17 protein-coding genes are annotated in these 16,933 nt (G+C 45.3%); 8 read left to right on the top strand and 9 right to left on the bottom strand.

The window, feature by feature from the left end; translation table 11 throughout:
- The first annotated feature begins 27 nt into the window (after positions 1-27).
- The 6 genes from GSF04_RS16345 (at position 28) to GSF04_RS16320 (ending at position 5,042) form a co-directional block, all read left to right on the top strand.
- Positions 28-408: a GFA family protein gene (locus tag GSF04_RS16345; protein WP_211857906.1), complete on the top strand. Its 381-nt coding sequence runs from the start codon at positions 28-30 to the stop codon at positions 406-408.
- A 25-nt stretch (positions 409-433) separates the two neighbouring features.
- Positions 434-667 carry a hypothetical protein gene (locus tag GSF04_RS16340; protein ID WP_249122402.1) on the top strand — a complete coding sequence of 78 codons (234 nt, stop codon included), beginning with the start codon at positions 434-436 and terminating at the stop codon, positions 665-667.
- Between the two features lie 139 nt (positions 668-806).
- Positions 807-1,082 carry a GNAT family N-acetyltransferase gene (locus GSF04_RS16335; protein WP_312026949.1) on the top strand — a complete coding sequence of 92 codons (276 nt, stop codon included), beginning with the start codon at positions 807-809 and terminating at the stop codon, positions 1,080-1,082.
- A 308-nt stretch (positions 1,083-1,390) separates the two neighbouring features.
- The gene (locus GSF04_RS16330) at positions 1,391-1,810 is read left to right on the top strand and encodes a hypothetical protein (RefSeq protein ID WP_039497219.1); all 420 of its coding nucleotides are present in this window, start codon (positions 1,391-1,393) and stop codon (positions 1,808-1,810) included.
- 230 nt (positions 1,811-2,040) lie between these two features.
- Positions 2,041-3,423 (top strand): Na+/H+ antiporter NhaC family protein, encoded by a 1,383-nt coding sequence (locus GSF04_RS16325; protein ID WP_039497221.1) that lies wholly within the window; start codon positions 2,041-2,043, stop codon positions 3,421-3,423.
- Between the two features lie 272 nt (positions 3,424-3,695).
- Positions 3,696-5,042: a DUF2254 domain-containing protein gene (locus GSF04_RS16320; protein ID WP_211857905.1), complete on the top strand. Its 1,347-nt coding sequence runs from the start codon at positions 3,696-3,698 to the stop codon at positions 5,040-5,042.
- Positions 5,043-5,054: 12 nt separating this feature from the next.
- Here the strand turns inward: GSF04_RS16320 and GSF04_RS16315 are convergent, their stop codons facing one another.
- Complete coding sequence (locus GSF04_RS16315; protein ID WP_249122400.1) at positions 5,055-5,861, bottom strand: hypothetical protein; 807 nt, start codon at positions 5,859-5,861, stop codon at positions 5,055-5,057.
- Between the two features lie 63 nt (positions 5,862-5,924).
- Here GSF04_RS16315 and GSF04_RS16310 point away from each other — a divergent pair, with 63 nt between their 5' ends.
- Together GSF04_RS16310 and GSF04_RS16305 are read left to right on the top strand one after the other, a co-directional pair.
- Positions 5,925-6,380, top strand: a complete 456-nt coding sequence (locus GSF04_RS16310) for a GNAT family N-acetyltransferase (RefSeq protein ID WP_193521442.1) — start codon at positions 5,925-5,927, stop codon at positions 6,378-6,380.
- 154 nt (positions 6,381-6,534) lie between these two features.
- Entirely contained in the window at positions 6,535-7,425 is an 891-nt protein-coding gene (locus GSF04_RS16305; protein WP_211857904.1) for a DUF1015 family protein, read from the top strand.
- Between the two features lie 22 nt (positions 7,426-7,447).
- Here the strand turns inward: GSF04_RS16305 and hisC are convergent, their stop codons facing one another.
- Genes hisC through GSF04_RS16265 form a run of 8 tightly spaced genes read right to left on the bottom strand, consistent with a single transcriptional unit; the run spans position 7,448 to position 16,924 of the window.
- Positions 7,448-8,560 (bottom strand): histidinol-phosphate transaminase, encoded by a 1,113-nt coding sequence (gene hisC / locus GSF04_RS16300; RefSeq protein ID WP_211857902.1) that lies wholly within the window; start codon positions 8,558-8,560, stop codon positions 7,448-7,450.
- On the bottom strand, positions 8,557-9,933 hold the full coding sequence (locus tag GSF04_RS16295) for an MATE family efflux transporter (RefSeq protein ID WP_211857900.1): 1,377 nt from the start codon (positions 9,931-9,933) through the stop codon (positions 8,557-8,559). Before GSF04_RS16295 ends, hisC begins: the two co-directional genes overlap by 4 nt.
- Positions 9,927-10,910 (bottom strand): ornithine cyclodeaminase, encoded by a 984-nt coding sequence (locus GSF04_RS16290; RefSeq protein WP_039497239.1) that lies wholly within the window; start codon positions 10,908-10,910, stop codon positions 9,927-9,929. Before GSF04_RS16290 ends, GSF04_RS16295 begins: the two co-directional genes overlap by 7 nt.
- Before the next feature lie 2 nt (positions 10,911-10,912).
- Complete coding sequence (locus GSF04_RS16285; RefSeq protein ID WP_211857898.1) at positions 10,913-11,971, bottom strand: cysteine synthase family protein; 1,059 nt, start codon at positions 11,969-11,971, stop codon at positions 10,913-10,915.
- Positions 11,972-12,007: 36 nt separating this feature from the next.
- Positions 12,008-13,342 carry an alanine racemase gene (locus tag GSF04_RS16280; RefSeq protein WP_211857896.1) on the bottom strand — a complete coding sequence of 445 codons (1,335 nt, stop codon included), beginning with the start codon at positions 13,340-13,342 and terminating at the stop codon, positions 12,008-12,010.
- Positions 13,339-14,808, bottom strand: a complete 1,470-nt coding sequence (locus GSF04_RS16275; protein ID WP_211857894.1) for a DUF3526 domain-containing protein — start codon at positions 14,806-14,808, stop codon at positions 13,339-13,341. Before GSF04_RS16275 ends, GSF04_RS16280 begins: the two co-directional genes overlap by 4 nt.
- On the bottom strand, positions 14,805-16,205 hold the full coding sequence (locus tag GSF04_RS16270; RefSeq protein WP_211857892.1) for a DUF3526 domain-containing protein: 1,401 nt from the start codon (positions 16,203-16,205) through the stop codon (positions 14,805-14,807). Before GSF04_RS16270 ends, GSF04_RS16275 begins: the two co-directional genes overlap by 4 nt.
- On the bottom strand, positions 16,205-16,924 hold the full coding sequence (locus GSF04_RS16265; protein WP_211857890.1) for an ABC transporter ATP-binding protein: 720 nt from the start codon (positions 16,922-16,924) through the stop codon (positions 16,205-16,207). Before GSF04_RS16265 ends, GSF04_RS16270 begins: the two co-directional genes overlap by 1 nt.
- Between the last annotated feature and the right edge of the window lie 9 nt (positions 16,925-16,933).

Here is a 16,933-nt window from a genome sequence, read left to right as displayed (position 1 = left end):
ATGGCGAAATACTAAGGAAACACAGGGATGGCTGTCAATTTTGTTGGAGGGTGTTTATGTGGACATATCCGTTTTACTGCAACCGGAGTACCTCATAACCCCCATACCTGCTCATGTAAAATGTGCCAACGACACAGTGGTGCACTAACCGTTGCATGGGGAGAGTTCGCAAGTGAAGAGGTAAGCTGGGATGGGTCTGGCGGTGCGCCTAAGGTGTGGCGTTCTTCGGATTATTCATCGCGCGCTTTTTGCCCTGAGTGTGGTAGCACATTAGGTGCAATAGATGACGCGCATATCATTGCATTAGTGCTCGGCGTTTTTGATGCCAATAGTCGTAAAATCCTAGAACCTAAATCCCATTCTTATATTTCAAGAAGGCCAAAATGGTGGTGTATAGGATGCAATTAGTCTCTGTGCTGTATGGGAGTAAATTATGACTTATTACGCTATCGAAGATGCGTCGTGGCCTGAGATCCTAACGCTACAAAATCAGGCGTATCATGATGTTGCGCCGGAAACTGTGGATATCCTAAAAAGTAAATGGATGCGCTCGCCAAAGAGTTGTTTTGTTTTTAAACAGCATCGAGCCGTGAATGCCTATTTACTGGCGCATCCTTGGTACGATGAAAAGCCGCCGAGTCTGTTTACATTATACCAATCTACCTAAATACTTGCTCAATTTGAAGGAGCTAATCTGACGCTAACTGTGTTAAAAATTTCTTATTTAGAACAACTAAATAGCAAAATTTTTGCCTTGTTATCGACAAGATTTTCTTGCCTCAAAATAGAGCACTTAATTCAGCAAATTGGTATTACTTCCTGAACAACCGCCTAGTTCGTCGTTGTTTCTACATGACCTAGTTGTTTCACAAGCCGTATCTGGGCAGGGAATAGGTGCCTTGATGATTAGACGTTTAGTTGAGTTGGCGACCCAAATGGGGTACTGTCGCATTCGGCTCGTGGCTGTACAAAATAGCGTGGGGTTTTGGTTGAAACTAGGGCCTGTAGACCTTTGCTGTTTGATTTTTGTTCTTCTGAGTGTGTTTTGGTCGCGGCGCTCGACTTGCCGCCTAGTAATCTAGGCAAAAGTTGAGCAACAATGAACAAAGCGCACTCAGGTGAACCCAAAGGGCAGCGCTTGATTGGCATTTCTACTGTGTTATCGCCAGACTTACATAGAGTGACTATGCTACGCAGGCTCTGCCTTGTATAAATACCAATCAAACTGCTGCAAAAACAAACTTGAAAGATCAACAGGCCCTAGGCTTTGTCCCAAAGCCAATTAAGGTATGCAAAAGTTATGGTGAAGATGCGCAGCTGATGGAAATGAAAGTGTAAGGTGCGCCAGCTAAGCTTGGAAGTTATGAAAGTAGCCATACGGTAATTTACGATGATAAAAAAAATAGTAATTATATTCTCGCTGCTGTTTGCAGCTAGTCACGGCAGTGCCGATGAGTTAAAGCCATTTACAAGTGATGGCTGTAGTGCATTTCCTGATGGTACTTTGGCGCAAAATGAACTGTGGTTGAGCTGTTGTACGGCGCACGACCTTGCCTACTGGAAAGGTGGTACCGCTATAGAGCGCGAAAATGCCGACATTGCCTTGCAAAAATGTGTTGCTGCGGTAGGCCAAAAAGAAGTGGCAACCCTGATGTTAGCGGGTGTGCGACTTGGTGGGTTGCCTTATTTACCGACGCCATTTCGTTGGGGGTACGGGTGGTCTTACCCTAGACGCTACGCCGAATTGACCGCTGAAGAGATAGAGCAAGTAAATAAGCACATGGCAAAACTAGCATTAGACAAAAAATAAATTGACGCAAAGTCAAATTCTGTATATTTTCTCCGCGATGTTTCAATGAGGGCCATACAGTCAACTCGTCAACCCAATATTAGGCAGATCCTCACACGCATTAAGTGCTTGTGATTTTAACCTTTTGTTCTGAATTTGGGAAACGGATAAGACTGCATCAGCCGCTGTTTATAGCCGACGTTGCGTCCCTTTTTTCCGCTGCTCAAATTCCTTTGATTTGGGAAATTCGCATGGCTGAGCCAAGTGCAATTAGCATCATTCCCCCAGTCGTCGTATTGACGCTTGCAATTATCTTACGTCGTCCTATCTTGTCCCTTGTTTTAGGGGCGCTTGTAGGACTCGCATTGTTAGACCCCGCCACCGTATTGGCAAATTTTGCTGATGCTTCGCTAAAAGTGATGGGCGATGAAACCATCGGCTGGCTTATTCTGGTATGTGGTACGTTTGGTGCTTTGATAGCGCTGTTGGTGCACACGGGCGGTGCCTTAGCATTTGGACGTAATGCCCTGAAAATGGCAAAAGGGCCAAAGTCGTCTTTGCTTATGACCTATTTTTTAGGTGTGATCATTTTTATTGATGATTATCTCAATGCGCTGACGGTTGGTGAGACGATGCGCCGCGTTACCGATAAGTTTAAGATTTCTAGGGAAATGCTTGCCTATGTTGTGGATTCAACCGCTGCGCCTATCTGTGTTTTAGTACCACTTTCGACTTGGGCTGTGTTCTTTGGCGGTTTGTTGGTTGATAACGGTGTCGCGGGAGAAGGACAGGGGATCAGCACGTATATTCAGGCCATTCCTTACATGCTGTATGCTTGGGTGGCTGTAATTATGGTGCCACTGGTGATATTTGGTGTTGTGCCACTATTCGGCCCAATGAAAAAAGCAGAGCTTGCAGCTAAACAAGGGCAGCCTGCGCTTGAGCAGGTTGATTTGGAAGAAGTACATACACCGGATCACTATGCTGCAAAAGCCATTGAGCAGGAATTTGAACAAGCCGACACTCAAGGCAAACTGGTTAACTTTTTGGTGCCCATTGGTTTGTTGGTGGCGTTTACGGTGTATTTTGACATTGATGTATGGAAAGGCTTGTTAGCGACTTTGGCGGTGACTATCCCATTTTATATGGTGCAAAGGTTGATGCCGCTTGCAGACATGCTTGAGCAAATGATCAATGGTTTTAAATGCATGCTACCTGCAATAGGAACAGTTATCGCCGCATTTATCTTTAAGGATGTGTGCGATCAACTGTTATTGCCACAATATGTGATAAATGCGCTGAGTCCTTATATGACAGCTGGTTTACTGCCTGCGATGGTGTTTTTATCTATGGCTATTTTGGCTTTTGCAACAGGCTCTAGTTGGGGGATCTTCGCTGTGACTATTCCTATCGTGATGCCATTGGCCGTTGCTGTAGATGCTAATATTCCTCTGGTGATAGGCGCATTGTTGTCGGCATCATCATTTGGAAGCCAAGCGTGTTTCTACTCGGATTCTACGGTATTAGCAGCCCAAGGCTCAGATTGTAACTTAGTCAGTCACGCCATCACTCAGCTACCTTATGCGTTGATTGCGGCTGCAATTGCGTTTGTTGGCTTCTTGATTATTGCATAATCGCAAGTAAGTTTTAGGGTTAGTTCTGCTAGCCCTTCAAAGCTAACCTCTTAAAACTCTAGCTGCTTTACTTACTCTATTGCTCAAGTCTTGCTAGGCTATACAATACCAATTTTACTTAATACATGTGCAATTTTAAGGAGCAAATTCGCCGCTAACTGCGTTAAGAATTTCTCATTTAGAACAACTAAACTGCAAAATTCTTGCCTCAAAATAGGCCATTTAAGTAAAGCAAGTTGGTATAACTCGACCCTCAAAGTGTAAGGATAGCTATGTTCACACCTCGCAAGTTAGCGGAAAATTATCGCGAACTAATAAGTAGTATCGGTTTCTACCCCTCTTTACTTGCAGTTGCATTTTTCATTTTCGCGCTCATAACCACGGCACTTGAATATGCAGCTCCTATCAGCAACTTTAAGGAGCTTATAGCGATTGTACTGGTCGACAGTGAAGAGAACGCACGAACCATCTTAAGCACGCTCGTGGGTAGTATCATCTCATTGACGGTATTTAGCTTTTCAATGGTGATGATTGTGCTGAATAATGCCAGCGCTGGGTTATCACCTAGAGTACTGCCAGGTCTTATCACCAGAAAGTCGCACCAGCTGGTATTGGGGTTTTATCTCGGCAGTATCATTTATGCCATCATTATGCTGATAAACATTCGTGGCATGGGCAATGGTGAAACTGGGATCCCGGCGTTAGGGGTTTTATTTTCGCTGGTGTTTGGACTGATCTCTTTAGGCTTTTTTGTGTTTTTTATCCATTCAATCTCCCGCGCCATACAGGTCGATAATGTGCTAAATGACCTGTTTAACAACACCAAAAATGAGATGAAGAATATTATCACTAAACAGCAAGAGCAGCCTTTTAATAACTTTCCTGACTTCTCGAGTTGGCATAACCTACCCAGCACAGAAGAGGGGTATTTTAAGGGAGTACACAGTGACAAACTGTGCGGGTTGTGTGAGCAACATGACTTAAAAATATATATTGCAGTTAAACAAGGGTTTTTTACCGTTAAAGGCTACCCGTTTCTTAAGTGCAACAAGGACCTTAGTGAAGATGAGGCGCTACATGATGCGTTACTTAGCTGTTTTATTTTTTATGTTGAAGAGTATATCAGCGACCATTATCGCTATGGCTTAACACAAATCTCGGAGATTGCAGTGAAGGCCATGAGTCCAGGGATTAATGACCCCGGTACTGCGGTAAAGGCGATTGATATGCTGAGTATTTTACTTATCCAGCGTTTGGATATTTGCGATGTGAACTACTCCTTTAAACACGCTAAAAATGAGCCGCTTTTATATATTCACGAAGCGTCTTTTGATGAATTACTGCATGATAATTTTACTCCGATAAGAAACTATGCAAAGACCGATGGCTATGTCATGGTCAATGTGTTGGAAGCGTTTAAAAATATACTGTTTCGCTCAAGTGCGGATCAACACGCGACGGAAAGCTTATTTAATTACTTAGAGGCCATCATCGACGATGTGCGCAATACCATCACTAATCCGTTTGACCGTCAACGGATCATTGAAATGCTCGAGGCCATTGAGAAAATCAATGGCGACAAAGGAGAAGCGCTTATTACACAATTTACACGAGAATAAGCGTGAACCTTTTTAATTCAGCGCAAGCTTAGCAAGACCGGCGGCAATGGCAGAAAGAGAGAGTAGTCTCAGTAAAATGATAGCAATATCAGAGCTGCCGCCTGCAGACGTATTTCGATAAACTAAGGGATAGTCAAAGAATATAAGCAAGTAGAGTAAGTCAAAAAAGCCGATCCGGGTGCCATTGAGTTCTACTTTTGTACCATCTTTTAATAAGATTTCGGCAAAGCATAAATTGGCCGTGGTTTTTATTCTTCCGCCTTTGCGGTCGTTCAATAGCAAGTAATGAAAGGTGATTTCAGTAATGTCTTCTCTAGCAATTTTTTGCGTACCAGTTACTTTTGTTTTTATTGCTTTGGGCGAAATGGTTAATTGGTTTTTCGACACGTCCATCACCCATTGAGAGCCAAAGCCAAATTTTTTGTACAGCATGACTCTTTTAGTAAAAAAGATAATTAAAAATGCGATTAAACAAGCAGGGAAAGCAATATAGCGTGGGTACTCACCATCAATAAAGGATGCTGTGATAGCCAAGGCGAAGACGAGTAATGCAAATAAAAATTCAGTGCCACCGGAAAGCATGCCCAGCGCAGCGATAGATTTGAGTGATACTTGAGAGTTATCGTTCAATTCATTTTTGTTTTTTAGAGTCACATATTTGAACCACACTTTATCCGTGAGTGATAAATCGAGTGTGTGTTTGGCTAATGACATAGGGCACTTCCTTGGTATTAATAAAAGCAATGATCCTGGTCCATTTATATCGCATTTCCATGAAACTTGGAAATTTTTCAACTGGTTGCGTTGTGTTTTGACCAATAGATTGGTACTTTTTTGAGTACCAATTGGTAAAGTTATGGGAACATTTGGGAAGCGGAATATATGATCCAAAAATTAAACAATCGCGATGCGTCGGTGGCGAGAGAGATTTTCAATGTATTTCAACGGTCATACAAAATAGAAGCTGAGTTAATTGGGGCGAGTTATTTTCCGCCTTTATCTCGAACGATAGAAGATATATGCGGTGCGACGAGTCACTTTTATGGATATTTTGAAAATCAAAATCTTGCCGCAGTCATTGAAATTGTCATTTTTGAGAAAACGCTAGAAATAGATAGCCTGACTGTCGATCCCAGTTATTTTCGCAAAGGGATTGCGGGTAAATTACTGAATTTTGCTTTAACGGAGTTTGATGCTGCAAAAGTGATTGTTGAAACTGCGACCGCAAATGCACCTGCGATAAAATTGTATAATAAGCATGGTTTTGTTGAGTACAAACGCTGGCTGCCCGCACATGGTATTGAGAAATTAGCGCTGGCGGTGGATGTTTGTAGCTAATCGGATTATTAATGCCTTTCTAGCAGCCAGTTTTAGCGCTAACTGCTTTGAATTTACTTCCAATAGCCAGCTAAGTATAAATTGTCATGTAAACTTGATGTTACCCAGTAATTGGTATGTTATATTGTATCTAAATTGGTGCAAGGTTTATTTTATGATCACAATAACGGATGGACCACTTCATCTTTACCAAGTGGAGCAAGGTGATATTTTGGTTACCGGCATTTTGGCCGAGCTCGACGTTTCAGCGTTACCTGAGCAAGCAATTCTGCCTCACGAGTCGGTTTCGGTTTCCCATGCTATGGCGCTGAAAAAGCGTGTTCAGAGCGAGAAGTTGCTGTTACCCCCTTGTCTTTTGGTCGGAAAACTTGACTTGGATGAGGTGCGATGGCAAGCGGAATGTGTTGAAACTGCGCAGTGGTACAGTGATTGCGGTGAGTGTACTCATCGCCTCTATACTGTTGAAAGCCCTTACGTGCTACAAGAATTCAGGCAGCAGATCACAATGCATCAGCAATGGCTAGTTGCAGATGGACATCACAGGATGTTTGCAGCAAGCCAACGTCATGCGCCTCAATCTCGGATGATGGCATGGTTAGTTCCACAGCAAGATGCGGTGATAACGAGTTTCGCGGTGCAGGCATCTTACACACAAGCTGTAGATGTTACCAAATTCAAACAGCACCTAAGCAATTTTGATATCTGTGAATCCTCGGAGACTGAGGCCGATTATACTATTTGGTTGGGGAAAGCTGCTCTATATTTTGTCCTACGACGCGCGACAAGCGATTCTTATCTTATTCAGACCCAGTTGCGTAGAGCACTGCAGTCACTGCCAGCGTTTGAGGAGCTGTGGTCTAAAAATAAAGTTGAGCTGAGTGATAACGCTCATGTTGTAACTACCATCTGTCGTGCTCCCCAAATTGAAGACATCTTTGCTGCTGCTAAAGCAGGCAAGTACTTTCCAGAAAAGTCGACCTTATTTACGCATAAGGCCGACAGCCAAGTACTTTACCATTTAAATCAGCAGGCAGCTTGTGCTTAAAAGCCCTCGTAGAGGGCGATACTTACAACTGTTTAAAGGCTTCAAGCACCCTAAGGTTTTGCTCTGGCAGCCCGATGCTTACTCTCACAAAATGATCAAAACCTGATTCTAGCCAAGGTTTTATCATTATTCCTTGTTGCAGCAGCAAAGATGCGACATGCGCAGACGGCTGCTTGACATCAATAAATAAAAAGTTGGCTAGACTTGGCGCGACAAAATAACCCTGCTCGGTGAGGGAGGCGCTGAGTTTTTCCCTTTCGCGATTCGTTTGCGTGACCGTGTCTGCCAAATATGAGGGGTCTTGTAGTACCGCGATCGCTGCAAGTTGTGCTAGTCGATTTACATTGTAAGGTGTACGTACGCGGTGCAGATAATCCGCCAATTGTGCATTTGCCATTACGCCGTAGCCCACTCTAAGCCCTGCAAGACCATAGGCTTTGGAAAAAGTCCGTAATACCGCGTAGGGACGAGGCTGTGTTTGAAGTAGTGTTAAGCTATCGACAAACTGTTTGTGGCCTTGGGCATATTCGCAGTATGCTTCATCAATGACGATAACCGTATTGAGCGGACAGGCATCAATAAGGCGCTGCAAATTATTGGCATCAAACGTACAACCTATGGGGTTGGATGGGTTTGCAAGCATCAGCATTTTTAAATCTGGGTGATGTGCGATAGCATCGAGCCAATCATCAATTCGATAGGACAAATCGCTTTGCATCGGCACCTCCAGTACCTTTGCCCCCATCATATTGGCGTAAATCCCATGAAGCGCAAAGGTAGGCTTAGCCACTAACACTTTATCGCCTTGACTGAGAAAGGCTTTGCAGAGCATTGAGAGTACATCCTCAGAGCCATTGCCGAGTACAATTTGTTCTCTGGCAACGTTAAGTTTAGTTGCCAGCTGTTCGCTTAGCTCTGTGCATTGGCTGTCTGGATAGCAGCTAGCGGTATGCAGCTGTGCCTTAAAAGCATTAAGCGCTGCAGGGCTCGGCCCTAAAGGGTTTTCATTCACTGATAGGTTTATCATATTGGGGTGGAGATTGCGCGCTGTTGCTTGCTCAATGGTCTGTCCTGCACCATAAGGCGGTAGTGCAATGACTTCTTTACGGGCTGGGTTTGGCATTGTTGTTGTCATGCGTTTTGCTCCTTGAGTGATGTGGGCTCAAGCAAACGGTTAGCCCTATGATTAAAAAGCCAGATCTCAGATAGCGCTGTGACCGCAAGTCCTAACATTAAGGCGTACCAAACGCCCAAAATCCCCAAAGAGAAAAATTCTTGAAATAACCACGCACCGGGAAGACCAATGCACCAATAACCAATTAAAGACAGCATTAGGGTGCTTTTAACATCGCCAAGTCCACGCAGGATACCGAGCCCGATATTTTGCCACGCGTCAAAAAACTGCAAAAAGGCGGCAATAACGAGTAGCTCTATGGCGATAACAACGACATCGGAGTTTTGTAATTCTTCTGCACTTAAAAATGGCCGCAGCACAAATTCGGGTGTGAATAAATAGATTAAGGCGAAAACAGACATGACCGCTGCACCGCAAATAATGCCCAAATTGCCGATGCGTTTCGCATGGTGAAAGTCCCCCGCAGCATTGGCTTCGCTGATGTAAATAGAACAAGCAGATGAAATGCCGGCAGATACCATAAATACGATGTACACCATTTGGCTTACCACGTTGTGGGCGGCTAACGCGTTAACGCCGAGTGTTGCCACAAATAACGCAAGCACGGTGAAAAACCCAGCTTCAAGTCCGTAAGTTGCGCCAATTGGCACGCCCATTTTCCATGTTTTGCTAAGTGCTTCGCGGTCGGTTTGCCAAAACTTTATAGTGAGGTAGGGGCTGAGTACGTCATCGCGCTTGGCAAATAGTATAAACAGCAAAAACGATAAATACAGCACGATGCACGTGGCGGCCGCAACCCCCACAAAACCGAGTTGTGGTAGACCAAACTGACCAAAAATTAGGCCATAGTTGAGCACGATAGTGAGGACAACAGATACGCCGGTTATCAACATCAATGGCCCTGGCCTTTTCAATCCAACACTAAAATGCCGTACGCTTTGAAACCAAAAACAAGGTAATAGGCCCAAAGCGATAACGGTTAAATATTGGGTCGTCAAATTGGCAATTGCCTCAGATGTACCGATAAACCTTAAAAATGGCTCTATGGCAAACATCGCGGCGGCAAACAGTAGACCTAAAAATGTTCCGATAAGCATGCTGGCGTTAAAAAGAGAAGTGATCTGATCTAGTTTAGCCTTACCGATTGCATCAGAAACCAAATTACCCGTTGCCGTGACAACGCCCGTTCCCATGGTTCTAAATTGATTAAAAATACCAATGGCGAGGCCGCCAGCAGCCAGTTCTAACGGGCTCAACATCCCGAGCATGATAAGATCTATCGTTGCAATTGCCACGTAGAGCAGATTGGTTAGAATAAGCGGCCCTGCAAGCTGGCTTACTTTAAAAATATCGGCGCGCGCTGAAGCTACCATAACGTTACTTCCTCCACGCTTTCTTGTGTGATGGCAAAGTCTGCAACCGCTCGTCCGAGCGCCACGTCAGTAATGATCATGCCGCTGTTATAGACAAAGATAATTTCATCAGGGTGGGTGCGTGCTGGCTTTTCACCATTCAGTATGTCCGTTAATGTCGCATCAACGGCAGGTAGTTTACCGTTCTCGTCTAATAAATCGTCTCCGGTGACCTTCATTTGTTCTGCATCCGTTGTGAGCAATCTATCAGCTCGGTGTAGCACTGGTTTTTCGATTCCATAGCCAACTAAAATCACCACAGCGCCGGGTTTTAACCATTCATATTTAATGTTCTCTTTGGCGGACAACCCAGTAACGGCAAGGATCACATCGGCTTGTCTTACTGAAGCTTCTAAGTCTTGTGATACCGCAACTTGTCGCTGTGGGTGATGCTCCTTTAGTTTTAGCTGAACCGCTTCCAAACCTGTTTGATAGCTGCCGTGGACGGTTAGATGTGTGAGTTGTGGTAATGCCGTGACGAGCATAGGTAAAGCGATTTGCCCTTGAACACCTGTGCCTACAACCAACGCATTTTTGGCATCTGAATGAACGGCATACTTTGCAAACAAGGCGGAGGTGGCTGACGTGCGCATAGGACCTAGTTCTTTTACATCCATGAGGGCCACAGGGTGGCCTGTGGCATCATCGCAAAGGAAGATAAAAGAGTAAAACTGATATTGGTTACGGCTTCTGTCAGGATCGTATTCGTAGACCACCTTAAACCCTACGGTATTACTTGCAGCATCTCGGCCAGCCATACTATAGGCAATGGAGCGGCCATCTTGTGGCGTCATAATCACTTTGAGTGGGTTTGCAGAGTCAGGGTGATGCAGTGAGCGAAAGGCATTTTCCACCACCTCAATGACTTTACTATAGGGAAAATCAAGTTGCGCCAATCGGGCTTCATTTAGTATCGGCAGAACAGTTTGTTGGGTCATGGTTAGGCTCTCGCGGCAGGTTTATATTGCGTTAATAGGTCATCGAGCTCTTGCTCGATGTTAATGTCGATAAGGTCGTGTTTTGCCATCCAATCATCATTGAATACCGTATCGAGATATTTCTCGCCACCGTCACAAACGAGCACTACAAATAAGCTATCGGCGGGGGCGGTTTTTAACGCCTGTAGCGCTTCGTATATCACCCCACCTGCCGAGCCACCGATCATTAGGGCGTAGTGCTTTGCAAGGTATCTGGCGGTATTAAACGCTTGTTTGTCAGATACCTTCACGCCTTTGTCGATAAGTTCATACTCAATTACAGGGCCTATCTCAGCGCCTTCAGGCGTCCCCGTTCCTGACTGATGATAATTTAGTCCTGGTCCACCGAAGATCACAGAACCCACAGGTTCAACCCCAATCGTTGTGAGTTGATGACAACCTAAATCCCGCAGAGCCCTTGTTGTGCCGCATAGCGACCCACCTGTGCCAACCGCACCGACAAGGTGGGTAATGTGTTCACCAAGTTCATAAAAGACCTCTTGCGCAAGTCCTGTATAACCGCGACTATTGGCAAAATTATTGTGCTGGGCGGTCCAAAATGCGCCTTGCTCTTTTGCCAGCTTTGCGGCCATCGCATCGCGAATATCAGTCGATAAGCTGTCGTCTCCGGCTTCGCTAACACAGATCACTTCCGCGCCAAAAGCTTTCATATTGCTGATTTTCTCTTTTGCCGCATGGTTATCCACAAGAGCGGTAAAGCGATAGCCACGCTCCGCTGCAAGCAGCGCAAGACCAACGCCGGTATTGCCAGAGGTTGACTCAACGACCCAGCCCCCCGGCTTCAGTTGGCCGTTGGCTTCTGCTTCATCTAACATAGACTTCGCCATTCGGATCTTAGCGCTACCGGTGGGGTTAAACTGCTCAAGCTTAAGATACAGTTTGCTACCGTTTGGTAGGCTTAAAAACTGCATTAGCGGGGTATTACCAATGCTTTGCGATACCCTTAAATAAGGGGTTAGGTGTAATGTCGAGGCGAGCGAATGCTGCGCATTTATGTTCATAAATAGGCTCCTTTACGTTGTGTTGTTGGGTAACTTTTAGCTAAGTAGCTGCCAAGAAAGTGTATTGTTCTCCCACGTTACGGCGATTTTTCGTGGCAATGGCATAGAGTGAAACTCGGATTCATTTGAATCCATTTGATATCCTGCGGTGTTGAGGTAAATCATTAGGTCATCGCGCTTCGGTAGTTGCGACAAGGGAATAAACCGCCAGCTTAGCATGTCGCTATCTAGGCAGGTTGCTCCGCCAAAGGCCACGCGATACGCTCCTTGCTTGCGGTTTGAATGTGCAGTGAGTAACAGCGGGCTCGGCAAGTATTCGCTTTCAAACCACTGTTCTGACAGCGATAAGCTTGAGCCCGAAAGTGTAGCGATATGACAGTCTGATGTGCCTAGGTGCGGCTTTGTCCCTTGCACTTTAAACAAGCTAATGCCAGCCTCATCGAGCAGTGCCCGGCCAGGCTCGAGCATCAGTGTTAGGCTCTTTTGGCGTAATGCCGCTAATGCGGTTTGTCCATGCGCGTTCTTCACTGCCAAAATAGCGTGTAAGGTGTCCGCAGGGTTTTGCTCATTATGGTAGGGATAAAACCCTGCAAAGGTTTTACCTGCAAAAAAGCATTCGAAGTCCAAGGCTTGTTGCCACTGCTCATTTTGTAGATAGGAGACGGGCAGGCCACCGCCAATATTCACTTTTGATGGCGACAGTCCTATTTGCCTAGCTTCGTCTATCGCATCGATTAAAGTATGGATGCTCTGGCCACGTGCTTGTGGGCAGTATCCGCTTAAGTGGCAGCTAAATCCTTCTAAGCTTACCCACTCCTCGTATTCTCGGCACTGAGCTAATAATGGCGTAAGCTGACACAGTGAACTGCCAAAGCGTGAGGCTTTAGTTGGTTGTGTTTGTAAACGCAGTAGCACTCGCGCTGGGCGCTTTCGCTGGCGGGCCAGTGTAATGACCGAGCTTAACTCAGCACTTGAGTCAATGGCGATAAGCGCTTGATGTACAAGTGCTAAGCTAAGTAAGGCATCTGATTTATGCGGACCAGATACACCAATTTTTACCCCTTGAATACCACCGCTTAGGGCAAGTTCAAACTCTTGCACACTAGCCACGTCTATCCCTATATCGTGATTAGACGCGACTAGAGTAAAGCATTGGGCTTTGTTGGCTTTTTTGGCAAAATAAATCTCATGCTCAAGCCCGAGCGTTATAAAGTAGGCTTGCAGGGTTTCGATATTTTCCGCAAAACGCTGAGGAAACACTAAATGTAGCGGCGCTCCCAATGCTGCCGCCCATTCAAATAATTTGGCTTGGTGCTCCGTTAGCAGGCTTTGTGTTTGCGGATGCAATTTTGCAGTGAAGGCATCACTCATACGACTAACACCTCTTTGTTATTTGCACTGTCTAACTTGTTGACGTGGCGTTTTGCTATAACGAGCAGGCCAACGGCTAGTAGCAGCAACCAGATTAATGGCGTGTAGTTGTTCACGGGTGTGGCAAAGTCATTGCTAAATTGAGGAATATCCGCAAGATCTGTGAGCGTTGGCTTTGCGCTACAACCCTCACAAGGTGCAAAATCGCCTCTTTGATTGGCATTGGCAATTTCGCTGGCAAAGAAACCTTGTAGTGCTTGATGATGAGCTTCAACTTCTTCCATAAAGGCGTGATGACGTGCTAACCCATTGCCCGCTAAATCAACCAACAGTGTTTGTACGATGAGTGCGGGGGAAAGGTATTGTAGCTTTTGCGCGTTATGTTGCTGTGCTTGTTGCGCCGTTAAAAATAGTACATCTTGGGCTGCCATTGCGCGTTCGACAGAATTAATAGTAGCAATTTTTTTGGTGGCGTAATCGCTGGCACCACTGCCATTTTTGGCAAGCTCTGGATGATCTTGAAAATACTGAGCTAAAGTCTTTTCACTCGCTTTTTGGGCATCGTCACTGGCGGCACGCAGGCTATCTATGTAGTGAATTCGTGAAGGCGTTGGGTCGAGTAAAGCGATACTGGTATTGACCAAAGCTGGAACCACAATCACCAAGGCAAGCCAACAGGTGACCAAGGTAGCTGCGTTATTTGCCGCACTTTTAGCTCTGCTATTTACCCAAGCGGTTAAGGCAATCCAAAACCCAGAATAACATAGTGCGATAAGGTTATAACTCAGCAGTTCAATCACCCCTAGCTGCTCTCGTATTGTTATTAAAAGTAGGCTACTAACACTTAAAAATGGCAGCACAATTAACGTGCTTCGTAGCAATAATTGATAGGTCAGAAGGAGGGTTGCACTGCCTCCTTGAAGGATCAGTAGTCTTAGCTGTCCACCTTGGCGTTCACTCGCTAACGCATTAAAGCAAATGCCTATAATGAGCAATGGCAGTAAGTAGACAATCACAAAACTTAAATCGAACTGGCCTAACAGCAGAGATAGTGGGTGAACATAGTCATATTGATGAACGATGTGCTGTTTTTCTTTGATTAGCATCTTAAAATAGTAAGGTAATACGTCGGCTTGCCCTGTTGCGATTGGTGACGTTGCAAGCGGGGCTTTAGTGGCGTAATTTTGCATCAAGTAAAAAGCCTGCCCGCGCAGGTCGTACGGGTCTTCCCACCACTTATAGTCTGCTGTACTGGCGAGTCTTTCGGGTAATCCAGCTTTGGCATCTTGGATGGCCTGTTGCTGCATTTGCTGCGCGGCAAGCACCACATCATGCTGTTTTTTAGCAAAGTAATGGGCGTTAAAAAATGCCACTAGTGCAAGCACGCTGGTGGTCAAGAACAGCGCGAGTACGAGCTTTTCTCGCCAGAGGTTTTTAAACTCAGTAGCTAACATTAAACGTTTCATCTTTGCTCCTCCAAACGCAGCTTTTTAATCGCGAAGAAACTCAATAACACCAGAGCGATTAGCCAAAAGCTCAGGCTAAACAGGCTGATAACGTAGTGAGGCAGGTAACGAATAAAATTGGGATATTGGAATGCGAACTTTGGGATCTGTTGCCATAATTCCTCGCCCGCAGTGTAATGGCCGCCCGCCTTGTGACCGTGATCTCTTTGATTAAAGTTAAGCACTTCTTGCATCATACGGCGGTGCTGCTCTGCCGCATTTTCAAATGCTTGCTGGTGGACAAAGTCGCTGGCAGCGGTGGCCATCGACAGCGTTTGTATCGCGATAAACGGCGTTAGCATCCCTGCAAGTTGATAGCTTTGTGATTGCGCTTCTAATTGAGCTAAACGCGCTGAAAATAAGCGGTCAAAAATTTTATCAGCGTATTGTTCACCAAATTGGAGTTGTGCTCCGGCATAATCAAAAGATAAGTCTTCTACATTGCTAACACCATATTGAGTCAATGTTTGCTGTTTGAACTTTGCGATTGCTTCAACTCGTGCTTCGGTATAAACCTCACTTTCAAGCTTTGCTTGAAACGTTTGACCTGAACCTTGCGGATGAATGGTGGTCGCGATATTCATCGCCAGTTTTGGTAGTAAAAGTGTTGTAAAGGCCCAAATGGTTAATAGCGCTACCAATGCGCGCCTTGCCGTTGGAAGTAAACTTGAAAACGTGGTGGTGAGTAACGACCAAAGCAATAGGTAAACCAAATAAAATAGTAAAAATAACCCACTTCTGAGTGTATGAGACTCCGCGCTTGTTACTTGGCTATAAAGTAAAAAGAGCGCAACAGGCAATAAAAATAAGCAAGAAATAGCAAAAAGCAGCGCACATTTGGCGATAAACAGCTTTGCAGGGCTTGCACCCGATGCGAGCAGTTGTTTTAAGGTGCCTTGCTCACGCTCTCGGGCAAGTAGTGGGTAGCCAATTAATATAATCAATAGCGGTAGTAACACTTGCAGCACAAAGGCGGGCGATAAGCTGCCAAAACGTGACATTGGTAAGTTATCTTGCGCACTTCGAAACATGCTATCGTTACGAATATGGGCCTCAAGCCTCAACACATTCCCTTGATATGCTTGTAATCCCGCGTCGAGTGCGGCCAGTGGGGTAGTGGGTTTGACCACGTAAATACCGTAGTGGGCGGCGGAGTGAGGGCCTTTTTCACCTTGATTTAACCAGCGAAATTGCTCTGATTGAGACACCTCAATAACTGCTTGCTGATAGCTTTGGTGGCTTTTAAAACCAGTTAAGCAGGCAAGCAAGAGCAGCAATACTGCAATGCCTCCAAGCCAAAGCGCTTGTCCCTGCCGCTTGGTATCGAGCCATTCCTTTTTGAATGTCGTTTGAAACATCAGACACCCACCTTGATATGTTTGAGGTAAACGGATTCAAGTTGGACTTCTTGCAGTTGTTCATAGACTAAGGTATCGACTAATTGCCCTTGATTGATAATTGCCACGCGATGGGCATCTTCTTGAGCACGGTATAAGTCGTGGGTCGCCATTAAAATCGCGACGCCTTGCTTTGCTAGTGACTGAATGAGCTGGCTAAATTCATGGCTGGCTGAAGGATCAAGACCTGATGTGGGCTCATCTAAGATCAATGCCTTGGCTTGCTTAGCAATGGCAATAGCTATGCCCACTTTTTGTCGCATCCCTTTTGAATAGGTTGCAACGGGTTTGTCTACAGCGTGACTTGGCAGTTTTACTTCACTGAGCAGTGTGCGAAAGGCTTCGTCGGTCTTTTCTATGCTGGCCATTTTGCTGAAATACGCTAGATTCTCAAGTCCGCTAAGTCGTGGATAGAGCGCGACTTGTTCAGGAATATAGGCCAGTTGCTGCCTTGCCGTTACTACGTCATGTTGTGGATTAATTCCAGCGATGGTGATTTCCCCGGCATCCGGTTGTAAAAAGCCCAGTAAGCAATTAATCGTGGTGGTTTTACCTGCCCCATTTGGGCCTAGCAGCGCTAGAATTTCACCTTGATGTACGCTCAAGTTTAATCCCTGTAACGCTTGGTATTCACCAAAGCGCTTTTGCAGGTTGTCGATTTGAATAACAGGTGTAGTCATGAATTATCC

This window comes from Pseudoalteromonas sp. A22 (assembly GCF_018141345.1).
Classification (GTDB): domain Bacteria; phylum Pseudomonadota; class Gammaproteobacteria; order Enterobacterales; family Alteromonadaceae; genus Pseudoalteromonas; species Pseudoalteromonas maricaloris.
The sequence above is the reverse complement of the archived record's forward strand: the minus strand, read 5'-3'. Positions and strand labels throughout refer to the sequence as shown.